At 63.9% G+C, this 18,653-nt stretch carries 21 protein-coding genes; 12 read left to right on the top strand and 9 right to left on the bottom strand.

Features of this window, described 5'->3' with window-relative positions:
• Positions 1-51 precede the first annotated feature (51 nt).
• From ACUXVA_RS12780 to ACUXVA_RS12760, 5 genes are all read left to right on the top strand, one after another.
• Positions 52-1,050: a flagellar motor protein MotA gene (locus ACUXVA_RS12780; protein ID WP_265079963.1), complete on the top strand. Its 999-nt coding sequence runs from the start codon at positions 52-54 to the stop codon at positions 1,048-1,050.
• Between the two features lie 166 nt (positions 1,051-1,216).
• Positions 1,217-2,248, top strand: coding sequence for a peptidoglycan -binding protein (locus ACUXVA_RS12775; protein WP_265079964.1), 1,032 nt, complete (start codon positions 1,217-1,219; stop codon positions 2,246-2,248).
• Positions 2,245-2,691 (top strand): GNAT family N-acetyltransferase, encoded by a 447-nt coding sequence (locus tag ACUXVA_RS12770; protein WP_265079965.1) that lies wholly within the window; start codon positions 2,245-2,247, stop codon positions 2,689-2,691. The genes ACUXVA_RS12775 and ACUXVA_RS12770 overlap by 4 nt, the downstream gene beginning before the upstream one ends.
• Before the next feature lie 57 nt (positions 2,692-2,748).
• Complete coding sequence (locus tag ACUXVA_RS12765; RefSeq protein WP_445492478.1) at positions 2,749-2,976, top strand: hypothetical protein; 228 nt, start codon at positions 2,749-2,751, stop codon at positions 2,974-2,976.
• Complete coding sequence (locus ACUXVA_RS12760) at positions 2,973-3,266, top strand: type II toxin-antitoxin system RelE/ParE family toxin (protein WP_265079966.1); 294 nt, start codon at positions 2,973-2,975, stop codon at positions 3,264-3,266. The genes ACUXVA_RS12765 and ACUXVA_RS12760 overlap by 4 nt, the downstream gene beginning before the upstream one ends.
• A 1-nt stretch (position 3,267) precedes the next feature.
• On the opposite strand, the gene ACUXVA_RS12755 is transcribed toward ACUXVA_RS12760, so the two are convergent.
• On the bottom strand, positions 3,268-5,127 hold the full coding sequence (locus ACUXVA_RS12755; protein ID WP_265079967.1) for an ABC transporter ATP-binding protein/permease: 1,860 nt from the start codon (positions 5,125-5,127) through the stop codon (positions 3,268-3,270).
• A gap of 160 nt (positions 5,128-5,287) precedes the next feature.
• Here ACUXVA_RS12755 and rpmE point away from each other — a divergent pair, with 160 nt between their 5' ends.
• A complete protein-coding gene (gene rpmE / locus ACUXVA_RS12750; RefSeq protein ID WP_265079968.1) occupies positions 5,288-5,530 on the top strand; it encodes a 50S ribosomal protein L31 in 243 nt (80 codons plus the stop codon).
• A gap of 117 nt (positions 5,531-5,647) precedes the next feature.
• On the opposite strand, the gene ACUXVA_RS12745 is transcribed toward rpmE, so the two are convergent.
• The 4 genes from ACUXVA_RS12745 to ACUXVA_RS12730 form a co-directional block, all read right to left on the bottom strand.
• Positions 5,648-6,730, bottom strand: coding sequence for an acyltransferase family protein (locus tag ACUXVA_RS12745; protein ID WP_265079969.1), 1,083 nt, complete (start codon positions 6,728-6,730; stop codon positions 5,648-5,650).
• A gap of 113 nt (positions 6,731-6,843) precedes the next feature.
• Positions 6,844-7,356, bottom strand: coding sequence for a protease adaptor protein RcdA (gene rcdA, locus ACUXVA_RS12740; protein WP_265083816.1), 513 nt, complete (start codon positions 7,354-7,356; stop codon positions 6,844-6,846).
• Between the two features lie 359 nt (positions 7,357-7,715).
• Positions 7,716-7,847: a hypothetical protein gene (locus tag ACUXVA_RS12735; RefSeq protein WP_265079970.1), complete on the bottom strand. Its 132-nt coding sequence runs from the start codon at positions 7,845-7,847 to the stop codon at positions 7,716-7,718.
• Positions 7,848-7,873: 26 nt separating this feature from the next.
• The gene (locus ACUXVA_RS12730) at positions 7,874-8,065 is read right to left on the bottom strand and encodes a DUF1192 domain-containing protein (protein ID WP_265079971.1); all 192 of its coding nucleotides are present in this window, start codon (positions 8,063-8,065) and stop codon (positions 7,874-7,876) included.
• Positions 8,066-8,165: 100 nt separating this feature from the next.
• Between ACUXVA_RS12730 and ACUXVA_RS12725 the strand changes: the two genes are divergently transcribed.
• Both ACUXVA_RS12725 and ACUXVA_RS12720 read left to right on the top strand, forming a co-directional pair.
• The gene (locus tag ACUXVA_RS12725; RefSeq protein ID WP_265079972.1) at positions 8,166-9,164 is read left to right on the top strand and encodes an NAD(P)H-quinone oxidoreductase; all 999 of its coding nucleotides are present in this window, start codon (positions 8,166-8,168) and stop codon (positions 9,162-9,164) included.
• A 121-nt stretch (positions 9,165-9,285) separates the two neighbouring features.
• On the top strand, positions 9,286-12,165 hold the full coding sequence (locus ACUXVA_RS12720; protein ID WP_265079973.1) for a sensor domain-containing phosphodiesterase: 2,880 nt from the start codon (positions 9,286-9,288) through the stop codon (positions 12,163-12,165).
• A 66-nt stretch (positions 12,166-12,231) separates the two neighbouring features.
• Here ACUXVA_RS12720 and ACUXVA_RS12715 read toward each other — a convergent pair whose 3' ends face one another.
• On the bottom strand, positions 12,232-12,870 hold the full coding sequence (locus ACUXVA_RS12715) for a YqgE/AlgH family protein (RefSeq protein ID WP_445492473.1): 639 nt from the start codon (positions 12,868-12,870) through the stop codon (positions 12,232-12,234).
• Positions 12,871-13,006: 136 nt separating this feature from the next.
• Here ACUXVA_RS12715 and ACUXVA_RS12710 point away from each other — a divergent pair, with 136 nt between their 5' ends.
• The 4 genes from ACUXVA_RS12710 to ACUXVA_RS12695 all read left to right on the top strand — a co-directional run bounded on the left by ACUXVA_RS12710 (position 13,007) and on the right by ACUXVA_RS12695 (position 15,886).
• Positions 13,007-13,840, top strand: coding sequence for a protein-disulfide reductase DsbD domain-containing protein (locus ACUXVA_RS12710; protein ID WP_445492471.1), 834 nt, complete (start codon positions 13,007-13,009; stop codon positions 13,838-13,840).
• A 106-nt stretch (positions 13,841-13,946) separates the two neighbouring features.
• Positions 13,947-15,314, top strand: a complete 1,368-nt coding sequence (locus ACUXVA_RS12705) for an oligosaccharide flippase family protein (protein ID WP_413776394.1) — start codon at positions 13,947-13,949, stop codon at positions 15,312-15,314.
• A gap of 45 nt (positions 15,315-15,359) precedes the next feature.
• Entirely contained in the window at positions 15,360-15,596 is a 237-nt protein-coding gene (locus ACUXVA_RS12700) for a hypothetical protein (protein WP_265079976.1), read from the top strand.
• Positions 15,593-15,886: a type II toxin-antitoxin system RelE/ParE family toxin gene (locus ACUXVA_RS12695; protein ID WP_445492468.1), complete on the top strand. Its 294-nt coding sequence runs from the start codon at positions 15,593-15,595 to the stop codon at positions 15,884-15,886. Before ACUXVA_RS12700 ends, ACUXVA_RS12695 begins: the two co-directional genes overlap by 4 nt.
• A 69-nt stretch (positions 15,887-15,955) precedes the next feature.
• Here the strand turns inward: ACUXVA_RS12695 and ACUXVA_RS12690 are convergent, their stop codons facing one another.
• The 3 genes from ACUXVA_RS12690 to ACUXVA_RS12680 form a co-directional block, all read right to left on the bottom strand.
• The gene (locus ACUXVA_RS12690; RefSeq protein WP_265079978.1) at positions 15,956-16,744 is read right to left on the bottom strand and encodes a 3-hydroxybutyrate dehydrogenase; all 789 of its coding nucleotides are present in this window, start codon (positions 16,742-16,744) and stop codon (positions 15,956-15,958) included.
• A 44-nt stretch (positions 16,745-16,788) separates the two neighbouring features.
• Positions 16,789-17,928, bottom strand: coding sequence for a patatin-like phospholipase family protein (locus tag ACUXVA_RS12685; RefSeq protein WP_265079979.1), 1,140 nt, complete (start codon positions 17,926-17,928; stop codon positions 16,789-16,791).
• A 90-nt stretch (positions 17,929-18,018) separates the two neighbouring features.
• Positions 18,019-18,525 carry a CAP domain-containing protein gene (locus tag ACUXVA_RS12680; protein ID WP_413776395.1) on the bottom strand — a complete coding sequence of 169 codons (507 nt, stop codon included), beginning with the start codon at positions 18,523-18,525 and terminating at the stop codon, positions 18,019-18,021.
• Positions 18,526-18,653: the final 128 nt, after the last annotated feature.

Here is an 18,653-nt window from a genome sequence, read left to right as displayed (position 1 = left end):
CTGTGCCATATTGCGCACGACAACTTCCCTCGCACCCAGATGAATGCACCCATGGCGCCAGGCTCCTCTTCCCGCTCCGCGATGGAGATCGAACTGACAAAGCTGTCGTCGCCACGGATCTTCCTGGTGCGGATGCTGGTGTTCCTCGTGCTGTGCGGGCTGGTGATGACCGTGCTCTACAAGCAGATCGTCACCGCCTTCTTCGCCAATCCCGGCCTCAACGCCCTGATCGGCGCGGTGCTGTTCATCGGCATCATCCTCGCGTTCCGGCAGGTGATCCGGCTCTATCCCGAGGTGTCCTGGGTCAACAATTTCCGCATCTCCGATCCCGGCCTGGCGCTGGACAAGCGCCCGACCCTGCTGGCGCCGATGGCGGCGATTCTCGGCGGCGAGCGCACCGGGCGGATGCGGATCACGCAGCAGACCATGCGGCATCTGCTGGATTCCATCGCCACCCGCCTGGATGAGGCCCGCGACATCTCGCGCTACATGACCGGCCTGCTGGTGTTCCTCGGTCTGCTTGGCACCTTCTGGGGCCTCATCGAGACGGTGGGCTCGATCGGCACGGTCATCGACGGGCTCAAGGTCGGCGGCGATGCCGGCTCGCTGTTCGAAAACCTCAAGGACGGCCTGAAGTCCCCGCTTGCCGGCATGGGCATTTCGTTCTCGTCGTCCCTGTTCGGTCTGGCGGGGTCGCTGATCCTCGGCTTCCTCGACCTGCAGTCGTCCGGCGCGCAGAACCGCTTCTACACCGATCTGGAAGACTGGCTGGCCTCCACGGTGCGGGAATATTCCGGTGACAGCGCCGCCGGCGCCTCGGGCGAATTGCAGCATGCCATGGAGCGGCTGCGGGTCACCATGGAGGAAGGCGGCAACAACCGCGGCACCACCACCGCCATGGCCAACCTCGCCGACGCCATCCAGAGCCTGGTGGCGCATATGCGCTCCGAACAGGAAATGATCCGCGAGTGGGCCGACGGCCAGGGCGAACAGAACCGCGAGATCAAGAAACTGCTCGAGCATATCGCCCGCCAGCCGGAAAAGAATTGATGACTCTCGTTCCCCGGACGCGATGCAGCGCGCCGCACTTGCGGCGTGATGCTTCGCAGATCCGGGGCCCCGGTGATTGCACCAACCGGGATCCCGGCTCTGCGCAGCAGCGTGAAGAACGCTGCAGCGCGTCCGGGAAACATGCCCGCATCCAGGAGAACATCTGATGGCTCTCGCACGCGGACGGCGCGGTTCTTCCGAATTCAACTACTGGCCCGGCTTCGTCGACGCGCTGTCGACGCTGGTGCTGGCGGTGGTGTTCCTGCTGACGGTTTTTCTCGTGGTGCAGTTTGTGCTGTCGCAGGAGGTCACCGGCAAGGACAAGGCGCTGGAGCAGCTCAACGCCAAGCTGGCGCAGCTCAACGACCTCCTGTCGCTGGAAAAGCTCGGCAAACTCAATCTCGACGACCAGTTGTCGCAGATGCGCGCCGGCCTCGCCTCGGCGGAAGCCGAGCGCGACCGCGTGAAGGGACTCTACGACGGCCTCGCCGGTGCCGGCTCCGATGCTGCAGGCCGCGCCACCGAACTCAACAAGGCGCTGGATTCCGAAAAGCAGCTGTCGTCGCGCGCGCTGGCGCAGGTCGAGGTGCTGAACCAGCAGATCGCGGCGCTGCGCCGCCAGCTCGCCGCCCTTGAGGAAGCGCTCGACGCCTCCGAGAAGCGCGACAAGGAATCCAACAGCCGGATCGCCGATCTCGGCCAGCGCCTCAACGTCGCACTGGCGCAGCGCGTACAGGAGCTGTCGCGCTACCGCTCGGAGTTCTTCGGGCGCCTGCGCGCCATTCTCGGCAACCGGCCGGACATCCGCATCGTCGGCGACCGCTTCGTGTTCCAGTCGGAAGTGTTCTTCGACACCGGGCAGGCGCTGCTGCTGCCTGAAGGCAAGGCCGAGCTCGACAAGGTCGCCAGCGCGCTGACCGAGCTCGACAAGCAGATCCCGCCCGAGATCGCCTGGGTGATGCGGGTCGACGGCCACACCGATTCGCGGCCCATCCTCAACAGTCCGCTGTTCAAGTCGAACTGGGAGCTGTCGAGCGCACGCGCCATCTCGGTGGTGCAGTATCTGATCTCGCTCGGCGTCCCGGCCCAGCGGCTGGTTGCCGCCGGCTTTGCCGAATTCCAACCGCTCGACGTCGGCACCACCGAGGACGCCTACAAGCGCAACCGCCGTATCGAACTGAAGCTGACGGAACGGTGACACACTCGTTTGAACTGCGGCCCTACTGCCTTGCCGACGAAGACGCCTCCATCGCGCTATGGCTGGAGACCTGGCGGCAGGCCTATCCATTGATCGACTTCGACAGGCGCGTTGACTGGTGGCGGGAACGCTGGCGCAGCGAATTGGTGCCGGTGGCGCAGATTGTCGTCGCCGAGCAGGACAATGCGCTGATCGGCTTCGTCACCATCGACGGCACCGGGTATCTCGATCAGTTGGTGGTGAGCCCCGCGCATTGGGGCACGGACGTCAGCCGGGCGCTGGTGGACGAGGCCAAGCGGCTGTCGCCAGATGGCGTGACCCTGAAGGTCAATGCCGACAATTCTCGCGCGATCCGATTTTACGAGCGCAATGGATTCGTCCGGACCGGAGAGGAAGTGAACTCGTCGGGGCGCGCGGTGCTGCTGATGGCGTGGGCACCCTAAATCGTCGTCGACGGCAAGTACTTCACCACTGACGGAAAATGAGATAGCCTCCGACCCATGACTCGTCTCCTGGATCAGGCCCTTGAAGCCGCGCGCGGCCTTTCGTCAGAGGCACAGGACGATATCGCGCGCATTGTGCTGCAGCTCGCAGGGAGCGAGACTCCTCGTGTGACGCTCTCCCCCGAGGAACTCGCTGCCATTGCTGCTTCGAAAGCCGCCGCGGCACGCGGTGAATTCGCGACGGACGAGCAAGTCCGCGCCGCCTGGGCCAAACACGGGCTGTGAAGCTCCGCTTCACCATCCCGGCACTCGCCGATCTTCATTCAATTCTCGATGACATCGCTGCCCGGTCGCCTCTTGGCGCGAAGCGGGTTCAGGGACGTGTTCAGAAAGTCATCGCGCTTCTGGTCACCCACCCTCACATCGGAGTGCGTACCGACGACCCTGCAATTCGCCGGCTGACCACAACGCCCTATCCCTATCTGGTCTTCTACGAGGCCACCGACACCGAGATCGTTGTCCACGCCATACGGCACGCGGCCCGTGATCCGTCAGGAATGCCTGGCTCGCTTTAGATCACACCCCGAACTGCAGCCTTGCCAGCCGGGCATAAAGCCCGCCGGCAGCGACCAGCGAGGCGTGGGTGCCCTGCTCGACGATGCGGCCGTGCTCCATCACCAGGATGCGGTCGCAGGACAGAACGGTGGCGAGGCGATGCGCGATCACCAGCGTGGTGCGGTGTCTCATCAGTTCTTCCAGCGCGGTCTGCACCAGCGTCTCGGATTCGGCATCGAGCGCCGAGGTCGCCTCGTCGAGCAACAGCAACGGCGCATCGCGCAGGATGGCGCGGGCAATGGCGATGCGCTGGCGCTGGCCGCCGGACAGGGTGACGCCGCGCTCGCCGAGCTGCGCTTCGAAGCCGTCCGGCAGGCGGCGAATGAACTCGGTGGCATGCGCCAGGCTGGCGGCATGCTCGACCTCGGCGTCGGTGGCATCGGGGCGACCGAAGCGGATATTCTCGCGCGCGGTGGCGGCGAAAATCACCGAATCCTGCGGCACCAGCGCGATACGCTTGCGCAGCTCGCGCGGATCGGTGTCGCGGATCGGCGTGCCGTCGAACGAGATCGTGCCGCTCTTCGGATCGTAAAACCGCAGCAGCAGATGAAACAGCGTGCTCTTGCCGGCGCCCGATGGACCGACGATGGCGACCTTCTCGCCGGATTTCACCGCCAGCGACACGCCATCCACCGACATGATGTCGGGACGTGTCGGATAGGCGAACACCACCTTGTCGAAGGTCACGTCGCCGCGGGCGGGCTTCGGCAGCGCGCGCGGCACGGGAGGCGCCTGAATGGCAGACTTGACGTTGAGGATTTCGAACAGCCGCTCGGATGCGCCGGATGCTGCCGAGACCTCGCCCCAGACTTCGCTGAGCTGCCCGAGGCTCGAGGCGGCAAATGCCGCATAGAGCACGAACTGCCCGAGCCGGCCCGCCGTCAGGGCGCCCGACAGCACGTCATGCGAGCCGACCCAGAGGATGCCGACGACGCTGGAAAACACGATGAAGATGATGATGGCGGTCAACACCGCGCGGGCGCGGGTCGAGCTGCGCGCGGCCTCATAGGCCTGCTCGACCTCGCCGCCGAACCGGGCATTGGCAAGGTTTTCGTTGGTATAGGCCTGCACGGTGCGGATCGCGCCCACCAGTTCGCCGGCATAGGCAGAAGCCTCGCCCAGCGTGTCCTGCGCCGTCCGCGACAGCCGGCGCACCCAGCGCCCGAACGCCACCAGCGGAATCACGATCAGCGGAATCGCCGCCAGCACGAAGCCGGACAGCTTCGGGCTCGAGATCACCATCATGGCGGAGGCGCCGAGGAACATGATGATGTTGCGCAACGCGATCGACACCGAAGCACCGACGGCGGCCTTGATCTGCGTGGTATCGGCGGTCAGCCGCGACACCAGTTCGCCGGACCGGGCCGAATCGAAGAACGACGGCGACAGCGCGGTGAGGTGCGCGAACACGTCGCGGCGCAGATCGGCAACGATGCGCTCGCCGATGGTCATCACCAGATAGTAGCGGGCGGCACTGGCCAGCGCGAGCACCGCGACCACGGCGATCATGACGCTGAAATAGCTGTTGATGAGTGCGAAGCCTTCGGGGCTGAAGCCGAAGTCGATCATGCGGCGCGCCGCCACCGGCACCACCAGCGTGGTCAGCGCCGCAATCGTCAGGGACACCAGCGCCAGCAGCGCCCGCCCGCGGTAGCGCGCCACATAGGGCGCCAGCGCCAGCAGCGGGCGCAGCCTGGCCCGACTGGGCGCTGGCGCGTCAGCGACGACCTCAACCAGTGACGGCTCCGGAGGCACAGCAGCGGGCTGCGGAAGCGGCGATTTCTCGCCGGCTGGGATTTCAAGCCGTTCGACTGCACTCATCAGATCTGACCATCCTCATCGCCAGCCTCAAATAGGCCTGCATGACGTTCGACGCAAATGACCGGCGTCCTTGTCTCACCGGCATTCCTGCGATATAGAGCAGCCAAATTCGCCCCCGAAATCATCGTGATTCAGGCGTCAGCGCGCCGAAGGATATGCTATGAAAGCCGAAATTCACCCGGAATATCATATGATTACGGTCGTTATGACCGACGGGACCGAGTACCAGACCCGCTCCACTTGGGGCAAGGAAGGCGACAAGCTGAACCTCGACATCGACTGCAAGACCCATCCGGCCTGGACCGGCGGTTCCGCCCAGTTGCTCGATCGCGGCGGTCGCGTGTCGCGCTTCCAGAAGAAGTTCTCGGGCTTCCTCAAGAAGGACGAGGCCGCTTCGGCCTGATCCTTCGGATCTCCCAGTTGCAAAACGCCCCGCTCTGCGGGGCGTTTTTCTTTTGTGCCGTCCACAAGATCGAGCGGTATTCCGATGTGGCATCACGCCACAGCAGCGGACGGGCGATCACGCCGCGGTCGCACCGCTCCTGCGCGGCAACAACGCCCCCGCAATTGTGGCGCGGCCGGGCATCTCGACGAAGCGATAGCTCAGTTCGGCCAGCAGCCAGATTGCGGCGAAGCAGGCAACAGCCGCCGCCACATAGACTCCCTCGCTCTGGCCAAAATGCCGCCAGGTACGCACCGCAAAGCTCACGAACAGCGGATGGATGAGGTAGATCGAATAGGAGATGATGCCGAGGCGGTAGACCAGCGCATTGCCGAACAGCCATTGCGCCATGCGGCCGTCGCGCGACAGCACCGCGACCAGCGGAATGAACAGAAAATACAGCGGCAAGTCGCTGCGGCTGAACATGCCCACCGCGACCATCGCCATGAGAATGCCGATCACCAGCGCGTCCTGCACCGCCATCGACAGCCGGTCGAGGATGTCAGCGAAACGGAAGATCGCCAGTCCCAGCGTGAAGCCGGCCACGGCGCGGACCAACGGATAGAACGAATTGCCGTTGACCACATCGAGCGAGCCGCCGGAGCCCCGGCCGCTGACGCTGACGGCATAGATCGCGACGAAGGCAGCCAGTACGGCGATGCCTGCGGTCGCCGCACTCTTGCGCAATGTGAACGCCATCAGGATCGGCAGCAGCAGATAGGAGCCCATCTCGGCGCTCGCCGCCCAGGCCACGCCGATCACCGGATAGATGTACAGGCCCCATCCGGTCATCATCAGCAGATTGCCGACCCAGTCCCATGCCGAATACATCGACAGATGGTCGCCTGACAGACCGGCCGCCATCTTTGCCACATAGAACAGGCCGATGACGAAATAGGCCGGGTACAGCCGCGCCACGCGCTTCACCATGAAGGTGGAGAATTTGCTGAGCGTGAGGTGAGCAAAGGCGTCCTTGTAGGTCAGCGCCATCACATAGCCGCTGAGCATGAAGAACAGATCGACCAGCAGATAGCCGAACGGAATCCGGAAATACGAGGCGGTGCCGCCGGTGGCGAGCTGAACGTCGCCGAAGTGATAGACCACAATGACCGCGGCGGCGACGCCTCGCACGCCGGTCAGTGCCCTGATATCAGATGCCATGATAGTGCCCCTCATCTAGCGAGGGGATACTTAGCGCACTTTAGCGGTGGTTGGCTGCGCAACAGTTTGGCATTCCCGCCACACCAATCGGCGTGGCGGGAAATGACGGGATCTCAGCGCTCGAACGCCGCCTTCAGACGATTCATCTGCGGCACCAGCGGATTGCCGATCGACGCCTGCTCCGAGACCGGGGCATGAATGGTGCCATCGAGGCGGCGAACCTTGGTCTGCAAGGCCATCGAACGGGCAATCAATTCCTGCAATTGCTGCGGCAGCTTCAACAACATGTCGTCGGGACTGGGATCAGCCGCGCTGAGCTTGACCTTGGTCTTTTCGCGGTTGGCCTGGGAGAGCGTCATCTCGCCCTCCTTGACCGCACGGTGCAGCAGCAGCCAGGACGCGAGCTGCATCAGCCGTGTGGTAAGCCGCATGCTTTCGGTGGCGTAGGTCAGGCTGACCGAACGATCGAGCGCCTTGGCCTCGAGGCGCCCTGCACCGTCCAGATACGCCGCCGTCTCCTCGACCAGGTCCATGCCCTCCCGGAACAGGGTGCCGAACGCCGCTGAGTTGGTCAGCCGCTCGCTGAACTGAACAAGAGCGGTTTCGCTGTGCAAACGATCCGACATAGTTAACGCCTCACGCAAATGAATGTCCGCCGGCCGCAAAACAACCGGCTTTATGATGAACAAATCATTGCGCGCGCCGGACGGAGAGTCCAGCGGCGCGAAAATTAATCACTCGTTATGGTTTCCAGCGCCATGCCGGCACCAACGACGCAAAAAAGAGCCGCCGTTTCCGGCGGCTTTGAAGTTGATAACAGGGAGGCGTCAAACAGAGTGGACAGGAGCCACTCGGTGTCCAAACAAGGACAATTCAAGTAATATCCGGGAAAGCTTAATTGCCCGTAAATGAGCGGGTTTTCTTCACATGTTGTTTGCCATCCCGCATGACGTGTCTCAAAACGGGACTGCGATGTCGGCGCGCATCAAAAGCGATGCGCCCTCGCGAAGCAAAGCTTGCTCCGCTCCACATGTTCGGGATCCAGGTTCGCGGCGACAAAGCCGAACTCCGGACAGGCTGCGCGCACCGTTGCGAACAGCAGCGCGTTGCGCAGCATCCGGGCAAGGGCGCCTTCGCGCTTTCTCAGCTTTTGAAAAAACGATCCGCAGCGTCGCGCGTGGCGCGCTTGAGTTGCATGCTGGATTGCAATCGCTGGATCTCCGCATTGAGCAAAGCGATGCGCTCGGCGAGTTCCTCGACCGACAGCAGGGTCAGGTCCTGGCCGATCTCGTGGCTGACCTTCTTTTTCGGCTTGTCTTCGTCGTCGATCGCCATGGGTACCCCGTCTGCAACGGTCAGTGGGATGGTTGCCAGCCCTTGCGCGGCTGTCTAATCAGGGTCTCTTCGATACCCCCGTTCGCCGCAAGGACAAATCATGGAAAAGCTGCCCGCGCAAATGACCGTCATTGGCATCAGCAAGCCCGGCGGCCCCGAAGTGCTGTTACCCGAGACCCGCCCGGTCCCGATGCCCGGTCCCGGCGAGATCCTGGTCAAGGTCGCCGCCGCCGGGGTCAACCGACCGGACGTGGCGCAGCGCTCCGGCAGCTATCCGCCGCCGCCCGGTGCCTCCGACCTGCCCGGCCTCGAAATCTCCGGCGAGGTGGTGGCTCTCGGCGAAGGCGCCAGCAAGCACAAGATCGGTGACAAGGTGATGTCGCTGGTGGCCGGCGGCGGCTACGCGCAATATTGCATCGCGCCGGACGCCCAGGCCATGACCGTGCCTGACGGGTTCTCGATGATCGAGGCCGGCGCCACCGCCGAAACGCTGATGACGGTGTGGCACAATGTGTTCGAGCGCGGCGGCTTGCAACCCGGCGAGACCGTGCTGATCCATGGCGGCTCCTCCGGCATCGGCACCATGGCGATCCAGCTCGCCAAGGCATTCGGCTCAAAAGTGATCGTCACCGTCGGCTCGCAGGACAAGGCCGACGCCTGCCTCAAGCTCGGCGCCGACCACGCCATCAATTACAAGACCGAGGACTTCGTCGCCCGCGTCAAGGAGATCACCGACGGCAACGGCGTCGAGTTGATCCTCGACATGGTCGGCGGCGACTATGTCGACAAAAATTACGACGCCGCGGCAATGGACGGCCGCATCGTCCAGATCGCGGTGCTGAACGGCATGAAGGCTACAGTCAACATCTCCAAGATCATGCGAAAGCGGCTGCATCATACCGGCTCGACGCTGCGGCCGCGCTCCGCCGCCGACAAGGCGGCCATGGTGCGGGCCATCGAGGCCAATGTGCTGCCGCTGCTGCGCGACGGAAAGGTGAAACCCTTGATGGACAGCACGTTCCCGCTGGAACAGGCCGCCGACGCTCATCGGCGGATGGAATCCAGCCAACATATTGGCAAAATTGTGTTGGTCGTTTAGCCGGGGTAACTGGCGGGAAACCCTTTGATAATCCTCACTTTCATGTCATTTATCGCGTGTCGGAACAGGCCCTGCCCCGCAGGCCGCGTTCCGCTCACGGGTTGAAAGCGGAGTACTGACATTGCGTCTGATCAGGTGGCTTGCGCCCCTCGCGCTGGGCCTCATGATTGCTGTTGCCGCGCAACCGGCACGCGCCATCGATGCGGTCAGTGTCCGCAGCGACGCGCCCGCAATCGACCTCACGGCTATCCTCGAGTATCAGCGCAGCGACACCGATCGCATCCAGGTCTCCACCGCGCCTGGCACCGACGGCATCGTCCGCCGCATCGAGGTCCGCGGCCGCGAAGCCGGCCAGAACTGGGTGGTGTTCGCGCTTGCCAACAACACCGACGACCAACTCGACCGCCTGATCGTCGCGCCGCATTACCGGATCGTCTCGTCCGGGCTGCTATGGCCCGATCTCGGCCTGTCCCGCATCGCCACCATCACGCCGTCCACCGGCGATCGTCCGGAACGGCAGGACTCCGCCACCGCGGACATCTTCCGGGTCACGCTCGACCCCGGCGCGGTGATCACCTTCGTCGCCGAATTGCGCACCGACAAGCTGCCGCAGCTCTATCTGTGGGAGCCGGAAGCCTACAAGGACAAGGTCAACTCCTTCACGCTATACCAGGGCATCGTGATCGGCATTTCCGGCCTGCTGGCGCTGGTGCTGACTATCCTGTTCGTGGTCAAGGGCAGCATCATGTTCCCCGCCGCCGCCGCGCTGGCCTGGGCCGTGCTGGTCTATATCGGCGTCGACTTCGGCTTCTGGGGCAAGGTGCTCGACATGTCCGCCGGCGCCGAGCGCGTGTGGCGCGCTTCGGGCGAAGCGATCCTCGCGGCCACCCTGCTGGTGTTCCTGTTCGCCTATCTCAACCTCAGCCGCTGGCATGTGCGCTACTCGCACATCACGCTGGCGTGGCTGGTCTTCCTCGGCTCGCTGGTGGCGCTGGCGCTGTTCGATCCCGCGGTAGCTTCCGGCATCGCCCGCATCTCGCTGGTGCTGATCGCCTTCGCCGGTTTCGGCCTGATCATCTATCTCTCGACCCATGGCTTCGACCGCGCGGTACTGCTGATCCCGACCTGGTTCCTGCTGGTGGTCTGGGTCGTCGCCGCCGGCATGGCGGTGGCGGGGTCAGTCACCAACGACATCGTCGGCCCGGCCCTGCTCGGCGGCCTGGTGCTTATCGTGATGCTGATCGGCTTCACAGTGATGCAGCATGCCTTCGCCGGCGGCGGCGCCACCAACGGTATCGTCTCCGATGTCGAGCGCCGCGCTCTGGCGCTGACCGGCTCGGGCGACCTGATCTGGGACTGGGACGTCTCCGCCGACAAGGTATTCACCAGCCCCGAGACCGAACATCTGCTCGGGCTGAAACGCGGCACGCTGGAAGGCCCTGCCGCGAAATGGCTCGAAGTGCTGCATCCGCTCGATCAGGACCGGTTCAGGGCCGCGCTCGACAGCGTGCTCGATCAGCGCCGCGGCCGTCTGGTGCAGGATTTCCGGCTGCGCACCCCGGACGGCCATTTCATGTGGTTTGCGCTGAAGGCGCGCCCGGTGGTCGGCTCCGACGGCGAAGTCTCGCGCGTGGTCGGCACGCTGACCGACGTCACCGAAGCCAAGAATGCCGAAGAACGCATGCTGCACGACTCCGTGCACGACAACCTCACCGGACTGCCCAACCGCAAGCTGTTCATCGACCGCCTCAACGCGGTGGCCAATCTCGCCAAGACCATCCCGACATTGCGGCCGACCCTGATGGTGATCGACCTCGACCGCTTCAAGCAGGTCAACGATTCGGTCGGCATCGCGGTCGGCGATTCGATCCTGCTGACGCTGGCGCGCCGCCTGACCCGCATCCTGAAGCCGCAGGACACCCTGGCCCGGCTCGCCGGCGACCAGTTCGGCCTGATCCTGATGTCCGAGCAGGACCCCGCCAAGATCACCGCCTTCGCCGAGACCATTCGCAAGACCATCCGCGCGCCCATCGCCTTCAACGACCGCGAGATCTTCCTGACCGCATCGATCGGCCTCGCGCTCAGCGATCCCGCCGTGCAGCTCACTGATGAGATCATCAAGGACGCCGAGCTGGCGATGTATCACTCCAAGCGCATCGGCGGCGACCGCATCGACGTCTACAAGCCCGCGATGCGCGCCCGCAAGACCGACCGGCTGACGCTGGAGTCCGAACTGCGCCGCGCCATCGAGCGTCAGGAAATCACCATCCTGTACCAGCCGATCGTGCGGCTGGAGGATCGATCCATCGCCGGCTTCGAGGCGCTGGCGCGCTGGGATCATCCCAAGCTCGGCCGCATGTCGCCGGTGGAATTCATCGCCATCGCCGAGGAAATCGGACTGATCATCGACCTCGGCATGTTCGTGATGGACCAGACCGCCAAGCAGCTGGCGATCTGGCAGCGCGCGATGCGCTCGCGCGAGCCGATCTTCGCCAGCGTCAACGTGTCGTCGCGGCAGTTGCTGCGCCACGACCTGCTGCATGACATCCGCACCGTGCTGTCGCGCTCGTCGGTCGCGCGCGGAACGCTCAAGCTGGAGCTGACGGAATCGCTGGTGATGGAAAACCCGGAACACGCGGCGCAAATGCTGCACCGAATCCGCGAGCTCGGCACCGGCCTGTCACTGGACGATTTCGGCACCGGCCACTCATCGCTGAGCTACCTGCAGCGCTTCCCGTTCGACACGCTGAAGATCGACCAGTCCTTCGTCCGCACCACCGCGCGCGGCACCCGCCCGGTGATCCTGAAGTCGATCATCGCCATGGCCCACGATCTCGGCATGGACGTGGTCGCAGAGGGCGTCGAGACCGATTCCGACGCCGTCGAGCTTTACCAGCTCGGTTGCGAATACGCGCAGGGCTTTGCCTTCGGCGAGCCGATGGACGCCGATGCGGCGATGCGGATGTTGACGGAAGAGCAGCGGCTGGAAGCAGCGAGCTGAAGTTGCGTTTGTGCGCCGCCAGGTTGGCGGCGGTGGCCAGACGTTGACAGCACGAAAGCCGTCAGGTCAGGCGTGGCCGGCCTCGTTGGACAGCATGCCGGGATCAACGCCGATCTTGTTGAGGGCGCGGAGGTATTTGGCCTCGACGTCGCCGCCGAAAATCAGATCCTCGTCGGCCGCGCAGTGCAGCCAGCCATTGCCCTGGATCTCGGTCTCGAGCTGCCCGGGCGCCCAGCCGGCATAGCCCAGCGCCAGTATGGCGTGCTTCGGCCCGCCGCCCTTTGCGATGGCCCGCAGGATATCCACCGTCGCGGTGAGGCAGATGCCATCGTCGATCGGCAGCGTGGCGTCCTTGATGAAGAAGTCGCTGGAATGCAGCACGAATCCGCGGCCGGTTTCCACCGGGCCGCCCTTCAGCACCTTCATGGATTCGGCATTTTCCGGCAGCTTGATCTGGTCGGCCTTATCGATGATCTCGAGCTGAACCAGCAGTTCCGGAAAATCGATGCTTCCCGCCGGGCGATTGACGATGATGCCCATGGCACCTTCGGAGGAATGCGCGCAGACGTAGATCACCGAGCGCGCGAACCGTTCGTCTTCCATCACCGGCATGGCGATCAGCAACTGGCCGTCGAGATAACTGCCGGACGAGGTGTTCTCGCTCGTGCTCCGGCTTTTCCTGGTCCGCTTGCGTGTCGGTTCCATCGGCAAAGCGCTCTCGTGTTGGTGCCCATCCTGATATTGGGTGTGTCGTCTGTCAATCAACCTTCGCAGCGCACCTAAAATCGGTATCACAAGCAGTTCAGTGGTTTCAGACGACCGCTCCCTGTAAGAAAACGCTATGAAAACGATGGTTCCCGCCGGTCTCACCGGCCTGTTCGCCGGGCTGCTGGCCCTATCCGCCCCGTCCGGTGCCCACGCGCAGGACGCATCGGCGTGGCAGAAGGACCGCCATTCCAGTATCCAATTGCTGGCGGGCTCGCGCAGCGGCGGCACGGTCTTGGGCGGCGTGGCGTTCCAGCTCGATCCCGGATGGCATACCTACTGGCGCGATCCTGGCGACTCCGGTGTGCCGCCGCGCTTCGACTTCTCCAAATCCGACAATGTGGCATCGGTCACCGCACTGTGGCCTGCGCCGCAGCGGTTCGACGATGGTGCCGGCGGGCAGTCGATCGGCTATCGGACGGGGGTCCTGATGCCGCTGCGAATCGTGGCGAAGCATTCCGACAAGCCGCTGACGCTGCGCGCCACCATCAACTATGCGGTCTGTGAAAAGCTCTGCGTACCGGTGGAGGCCAGCGCCGAGCTCGCCTTCAATAGCCCCGCCAGCACCTCGGACAGCGCGCTCCACGCCGCTCTCGCGACGGTACCGAAGCCCGCCAAGGTCGGCGACGACAATCCGCTGACCATCCGGAGCGTCAAGCGCGAGGACAAGACCGTGCTGGTCGACGTGACCGCTCCGGAGACCGGCGAGGTAAGCCTGCTGGCCGAAGGCCCGACCTCGGACTGGGCGCTGCCGGCACCGAAGCAGGTCAGCTCAGGCCCTGCCGGGGCGCGCCGCTTCGCGTTCGACCTGACTGGCCTGCCGCCCGGCGCGACTGCCGAGGGGGCAGCCCTGAAGCTCACTTTGCTGGGCGCGGACCAGGCGTACGAATTCGACGTCAAACTGCCGTAGGCCCCGTAGCGGCCCCGTCCAGCGCATCGCCCAACCGGATATTAAGGATTCTTTGCGACCATGGCGCGTCGCCGCGCTCCGTGCGGCCAGAGATCCCGTTGTGGCCGTGCTGAATCTTCAAGACGCACCCGTCGTGCAGCCTGCCGGCCCATGGGCGCGGCTGCGCGGAATTTTCACCGGCTCCGGCGACGCGTCGCTGACGCGACGGCTGGCCGGCACGATCTTTCTGATCCGCTTTATCAGCGCGGGCCTCGCCTATGTCTCGCAGATCCTGCTGGCGCGCTGGATGGGCGGGTCGGATTACGGCGTCTACGTCTACGTCTGGACCTGGGTGCTGCTGCTCGGCTCGATGATGGACTTCGGGATCTCGGCCTCCGCGCAGAAGATCATTCCCGAATATCGCATCAGCGGCGACCATGCACGGCTACGCGGATTTCTCTCTGGCAGCCGCTGGATGACCGGCATCGTCTCGGCGATCATATCGCTGCTGCTCGCCGGCCTTGTGAAACTCCTGTCGCCGTGGATCGACCCTGCCAGCATCGTGCCGCTGTATCTCGGCTGCCTGACGCTGCCGGCCTTCGTCGTCGCCAACACCCAGGACGGCATCGCCCGCTCCCATGACTGGATGTCGCTCGGCCTGATGCCGCAATTCATCGTGCGACAGGCGTTGATCATCGGGTTCACCGCCGGCGCCTTCGCGCTCGGCTTCCATCTCGGCGCCGCCATTGCGATGCTGGCCAGCGTCGCTGCGGTGTGGATCGCCATGATCGGCCAGATGCTCGTGCTCAACCGCCGCCTCAAAGCGCACATGACGCCCGGGCCAAAGGCCTATGACTACCGCGGCTGGCTCAAGACCTCGCTGCCGATCCTGCTGGTCGAGAGCTTCTATCTGCTGCTGTCCTACACCGACGTGCTGGTGCTGCAGCAGTTCCGCCCCTCGGACGAGGTCGGCGTGTATTTCGCCGTGGTCAAGACGCTGGCGCTGGTGTCGTTCATTCACTACGCGATGTCCGCGACCACCGCGCATCGCTTCACCGAATATCACAACGCCGGCGACAACGACCGGCTGGCGGCCTACGTCACCCACGCCATCAAGTGGACGTTCTGGCCGTCGCTGGCCGCCACCGTCATCCTGCTGGCGCTGGGCAAGCCTCTGCTGTGGCTGTTCGGGCCGACATTCGTCGACGGTTACGATATCATGTTTATCGCGGCCATCGGCCTGGTGGTGCGCTCGGCCATCGGCCCGGTGGAGCGGCTGCTCAACATGCTCGGCCACCAGAACATCTGCGCGCTGGCCTATGCCTCCGCCTTCGCAATGAATGTGGTGCTGTGCCTGGCGGTGGTGCCGCGCTTCGGCGGCCATGGCGCCGCCGCCGCCACCTCGATCTCGCTGGCGTTCGAGACGGTGCTGCTGTTCTGGATCGTCCGCACGCGATTGGGACTGCACGTGCTGGCATTCGGGAAGCGGGCCTGACGCCCCCGGCTGGAATGGGCGGCCGACATCTGTTAGCATTTGGGTATGACCGCGAACGAGCTCAAGACCCTTTTGGAGCGCGCAACATCCTGGCCCGAGGCGGCCCAGGATGAACTGGTCGCCGTGGCGAACCAGATCGAAAGCGAGCTGCAGGGCGGAGACTACGTCGCGACGCCAGAGGAACTGCGCATCATCGATGCCGCCATAGCCTCGATTGACGCGGGCGACGTCGCCAGCGAGGCGGAGGTAGAAGCGGCTTTTGCCAAATTCCGGCAGCGATGAAGCTGGTCTATTCGCCGCGCGCGCTCGCTGATCTCCACGAGATCGCAGCGTACTACGTCGAGAACGCCAGTCCTGCGATAGCCGAGGCGGTCGAACTGCGCTTCCGCGATGTTATCAATCGCATTGATCGGACACCGGAAGCCGCGCCGCGCGTGTCTCAACGCTCGAATGTCCGGGTCGCGTCCGTCGTGCGCTATCCGTATCAGATATTCTATCGAGTACGCGGCAACGAAATTGATATCCTGTACATGCGGCATACCTCGCGACGCCCCTTGAAGGACGTCGACTGAGGATCGCCGTGGATGGCCGGGACAACATCCCCGGCCATGACAAACGTCAAAGTCGGAGCGTGTACCGCCCTACTCCGCGGTCCAACCACCGTCGATGGACAGGTTGGCACCGGTGATCTGGGCGGCGTCATCGCCGCACAGGAACAGGGCCAGCGCCGCGACCTGCTCGGAGGTTACGAACTCCTTGGTCGGCTGGGCTTCCAGCAGCACGTCCTTGATGACCTGCTCCTTGGTGAGGCCACGCGCCTTCATGGTGTCGGGGATCTGCTTCTCCACAAGCGGCGTCCAGACATAGCCCGGGCTGATGCAGTTGCAGGTGATCTTGTGGGTCGCCAGCTCCAGCGCCACGGTCTTGGTCAGGCCGGCAATGCCGTGCTTGGCGGAGACGTAGGCGGACTTGAACGGCGAGGCGACCAGCGAATGCGCCGACGCGGTGTTGATGATACGGCCCCAGCCGGCCTTCTTCATCAGCGGCACGGCGGCGCGGATGCCGTGAAACGCAGACGACAGGTTGATGGCAATGATGGCGTCCCATTTTTCGATGGGAAACTCCTCGATCGGCGACACGAACTGGATGCCGGCATTGTTGACCAGGATGTCGACGGAGCCATAGGTGCTCTCGCCGAGTGCCACCATGGCCGCGATTTCCGCAGGCTTGGTCATGTCGGCCGGCGAATGGATCGCCTTGACACCAAAATCCTTTTCAATTCCAGCGCGTTCCTTCTCGATATCGTCGGGGGCGCCCATGCCGTTCAGCACGATATTGGCTCCGGCGCCGGCGAAGGCGCGCGCATAGGCCAACCCGATGCCGCTGGTCGAGCCTGTGACGACCGCGGTCTTGCCTTTAAGATTAGCCATTCATTCGCTCCTGTTGATGCTGTGTGCGGTTCGGAATTCGGATCTCAGGCCAAGTCATCCGCTGTCAGATCCCAGGTCACCATGGTCTCGCCGTTCTGCGGCCGTTCGAACCATTCGGGATGCTTCATCGAGAGATGGACGTCGCGTTCGCCGGACTGCCAGTGATCGATCATGTTGAGCCGGGAGAAATTGTAGTCTTTCGACGACGACTCGTAATTCTTGCGGCGATAGATCAGGTGCACCACGGTGACGGTGTTTTCCTTGGTGGCTTCCTCGAGAATGGCCACCGACGGATCGTTTTTCAGTTCATCGGGCAACTTGGCGATCAGGTCGCTGAGCGCCTTGATGGTGTTGTGAATCTTCTTGTTCTTGTCAGTGTTCATGCGCGTTCGGCTGGAAAAGCGGATGTCCTTTTCACGCTCCGCCGCATCCAGCAGCGTTGCCGGCAGCGGCCCGCGCGCGCTGAACAGATCGACCTGAAAGATCAGCAGGTCCTCGGTCGTGTGCTGATCCAGCACGTAATCCAGCGGCGTGTTGGAAGCGATGCCGCCGTCCCAGTAGAACTCGCCATCGATCTCGATAGCCGGAAAGCCCGGCGGCAGCGCTGCCGAGGCCATGATGTGCTCCGGCCCGATGGTCTGCTTCATGTTGTCGAAGTAGGTGAAATTGCCGGTGGCGATGTTGACGGCGCCGACGCTGAACCGCGTGGTCTTGGCGTTGATGCGATCGAAGTCCACCAGCCGCAGCAGCGTCGCGCGCAGCGGCGTCGTGTCGTAATAGCTCATCGACGGCAGACTGCTGGACGGAAACAATTGTGCCGGCGGAAAGCGCGGCGTGAAGAATCCGGGAACGCCGAAGGCAAGGATCATCGCGGCACTGGCGCCATCGAACGCCGAGTGTGCGCGATCGTTCGGCAGTTCAGGCTGCCAGGGCACCGGCGACGACGCCAGTTCCCAGAACTCCTTTAGCCGGCCGATGCGCTTGTCGCGTGGATTCCCGGCGATGATGGCGGCGTTGATCGCGCCAATCGAAATCCCGGCGACCCATTCCGGTTCGAAATCATGGTGGCACAGCGACTGATAGGCGCCGGCCTGGTACGAACCGAGCGCACCGCCGCCCTGCAGCACCAGCACGCGGTGCGCCTTGGCCGGCACCGCGGTACCGGATTGATCGGACGTGTCCATAGCCCCTCAATCAAACCTGATGAACGAAGCCCTACCGTGCCGCCCCTTGGCGACGAGGTCAACGGCGATGCTGCATGGCAACATGCACAATCATTTGTTGTCGGTAGAGGCCAGAATCATGGTCCAGAACACCTTGTATTTGGTGTTGGGAGCATAGGTCGCAGCGATACCCAATTTTGTGACGCCGCTTTTCAGCATGTTGGCGCGGTGCGGAGGCGAGTCCCGCCAACCGGAAAATGCTTCGGCCATGGTGTGATAGCCGGCGGAGACATTTTCCACCGCGAGGGTGGCCGGATAGCCGCCGGCGTTCAGGCGCTTGGCCAGCGGCGCCTTGATGTCATGATCGAGCTTGTTCTTCTTCGCCATGGCGGTGGACTGGTCTTCGGCCAGCGCCATCAATGCGGGATCGACCACAACGGGGCCGAGGCCGTTGTTCTGGCGGTACAGCGAAATCATTGAGGCCGCGGCCACCGGATCGAGCTTGGCGCCGCCGTTGGCCATGCTGAGATACATGGTGGGCTGGTCGGTCGACGGCGCGACATCCCCGGCACAGCCGCCGAGCAGCAAAAATCCAACTATGGCCACCGCCGCGCGCATCAAACATCTCCCAACCTGAGGCGCGTTTGTTGCACACCAACCGTGGCTGAAAGGTGAAGAAACGAGGATGTTGCCCCCACCCAGGTGTCATCGCCCGATCGGGTGCGCAATTGCGCGCCTGGGCTGGG

The organism is Rhodopseudomonas sp. RCAM05734 (assembly GCF_052658035.1).
This window is presented reverse-complemented; position numbering and strand designations above follow the sequence as displayed.

Excerpts from the sequence above, each read along its gene's own strand:
- rcdA (WP_265083816.1), bottom strand. The coding sequence starts at position 7,356 with ATGTCGGATCGTTTGCACAGCGAAACCGCTCTTGTTCAGTTCAGCGAG.
- ACUXVA_RS12685 (WP_265079979.1), bottom strand. The coding sequence starts at position 17,928 with ATGGACACGTCCGATCAATCCGGTACCGCGGTGCCGGCCAAGGCGCAC.
- ACUXVA_RS12780 (WP_265079963.1), top strand. The coding sequence starts at position 52 with ATGGCGCCAGGCTCCTCTTCCCGCTCCGCGATGGAGATCGAACTGACA.
- ACUXVA_RS12680 (WP_413776395.1), bottom strand. The coding sequence starts at position 18,525 with ATGCGCGCGGCGGTGGCCATAGTTGGATTTTTGCTGCTCGGCGGCTGT.
- ACUXVA_RS12710 (WP_445492471.1), top strand. The coding sequence starts at position 13,007 with ATGAAAACGATGGTTCCCGCCGGTCTCACCGGCCTGTTCGCCGGGCTG.
- ACUXVA_RS12695 (WP_445492468.1), top strand. The coding sequence starts at position 15,593 with ATGAAGCTGGTCTATTCGCCGCGCGCGCTCGCTGATCTCCACGAGATC.
- rpmE (WP_265079968.1), top strand. The coding sequence starts at position 5,288 with ATGAAAGCCGAAATTCACCCGGAATATCATATGATTACGGTCGTTATG.
- ACUXVA_RS12735 (WP_265079970.1), bottom strand. The coding sequence starts at position 7,847 with ATGCTGCGCAACGCGCTGCTGTTCGCAACGGTGCGCGCAGCCTGTCCG.
- ACUXVA_RS12765 (WP_445492478.1), top strand. The coding sequence starts at position 2,749 with ATGACTCGTCTCCTGGATCAGGCCCTTGAAGCCGCGCGCGGCCTTTCG.
- ACUXVA_RS12745 (WP_265079969.1), bottom strand. The coding sequence starts at position 6,730 with ATGGCATCTGATATCAGGGCACTGACCGGCGTGCGAGGCGTCGCCGCC.
- ACUXVA_RS12755 (WP_265079967.1), bottom strand. The coding sequence starts at position 5,127 with ATGAGTGCAGTCGAACGGCTTGAAATCCCAGCCGGCGAGAAATCGCCG.
- ACUXVA_RS12715 (WP_445492473.1), bottom strand. The coding sequence starts at position 12,870 with ATGGAACCGACACGCAAGCGGACCAGGAAAAGCCGGAGCACGAGCGAG.
- ACUXVA_RS12725 (WP_265079972.1), top strand. The coding sequence starts at position 8,166 with ATGGAAAAGCTGCCCGCGCAAATGACCGTCATTGGCATCAGCAAGCCC.
- ACUXVA_RS12690 (WP_265079978.1), bottom strand. The coding sequence starts at position 16,744 with ATGGCTAATCTTAAAGGCAAGACCGCGGTCGTCACAGGCTCGACCAGC.
- ACUXVA_RS12775 (WP_265079964.1), top strand. The coding sequence starts at position 1,217 with ATGGCTCTCGCACGCGGACGGCGCGGTTCTTCCGAATTCAACTACTGG.
- ACUXVA_RS12700 (WP_265079976.1), top strand. The coding sequence starts at position 15,360 with ATGACCGCGAACGAGCTCAAGACCCTTTTGGAGCGCGCAACATCCTGG.
- ACUXVA_RS12730 (WP_265079971.1), bottom strand. The coding sequence starts at position 8,065 with ATGGCGATCGACGACGAAGACAAGCCGAAAAAGAAGGTCAGCCACGAG.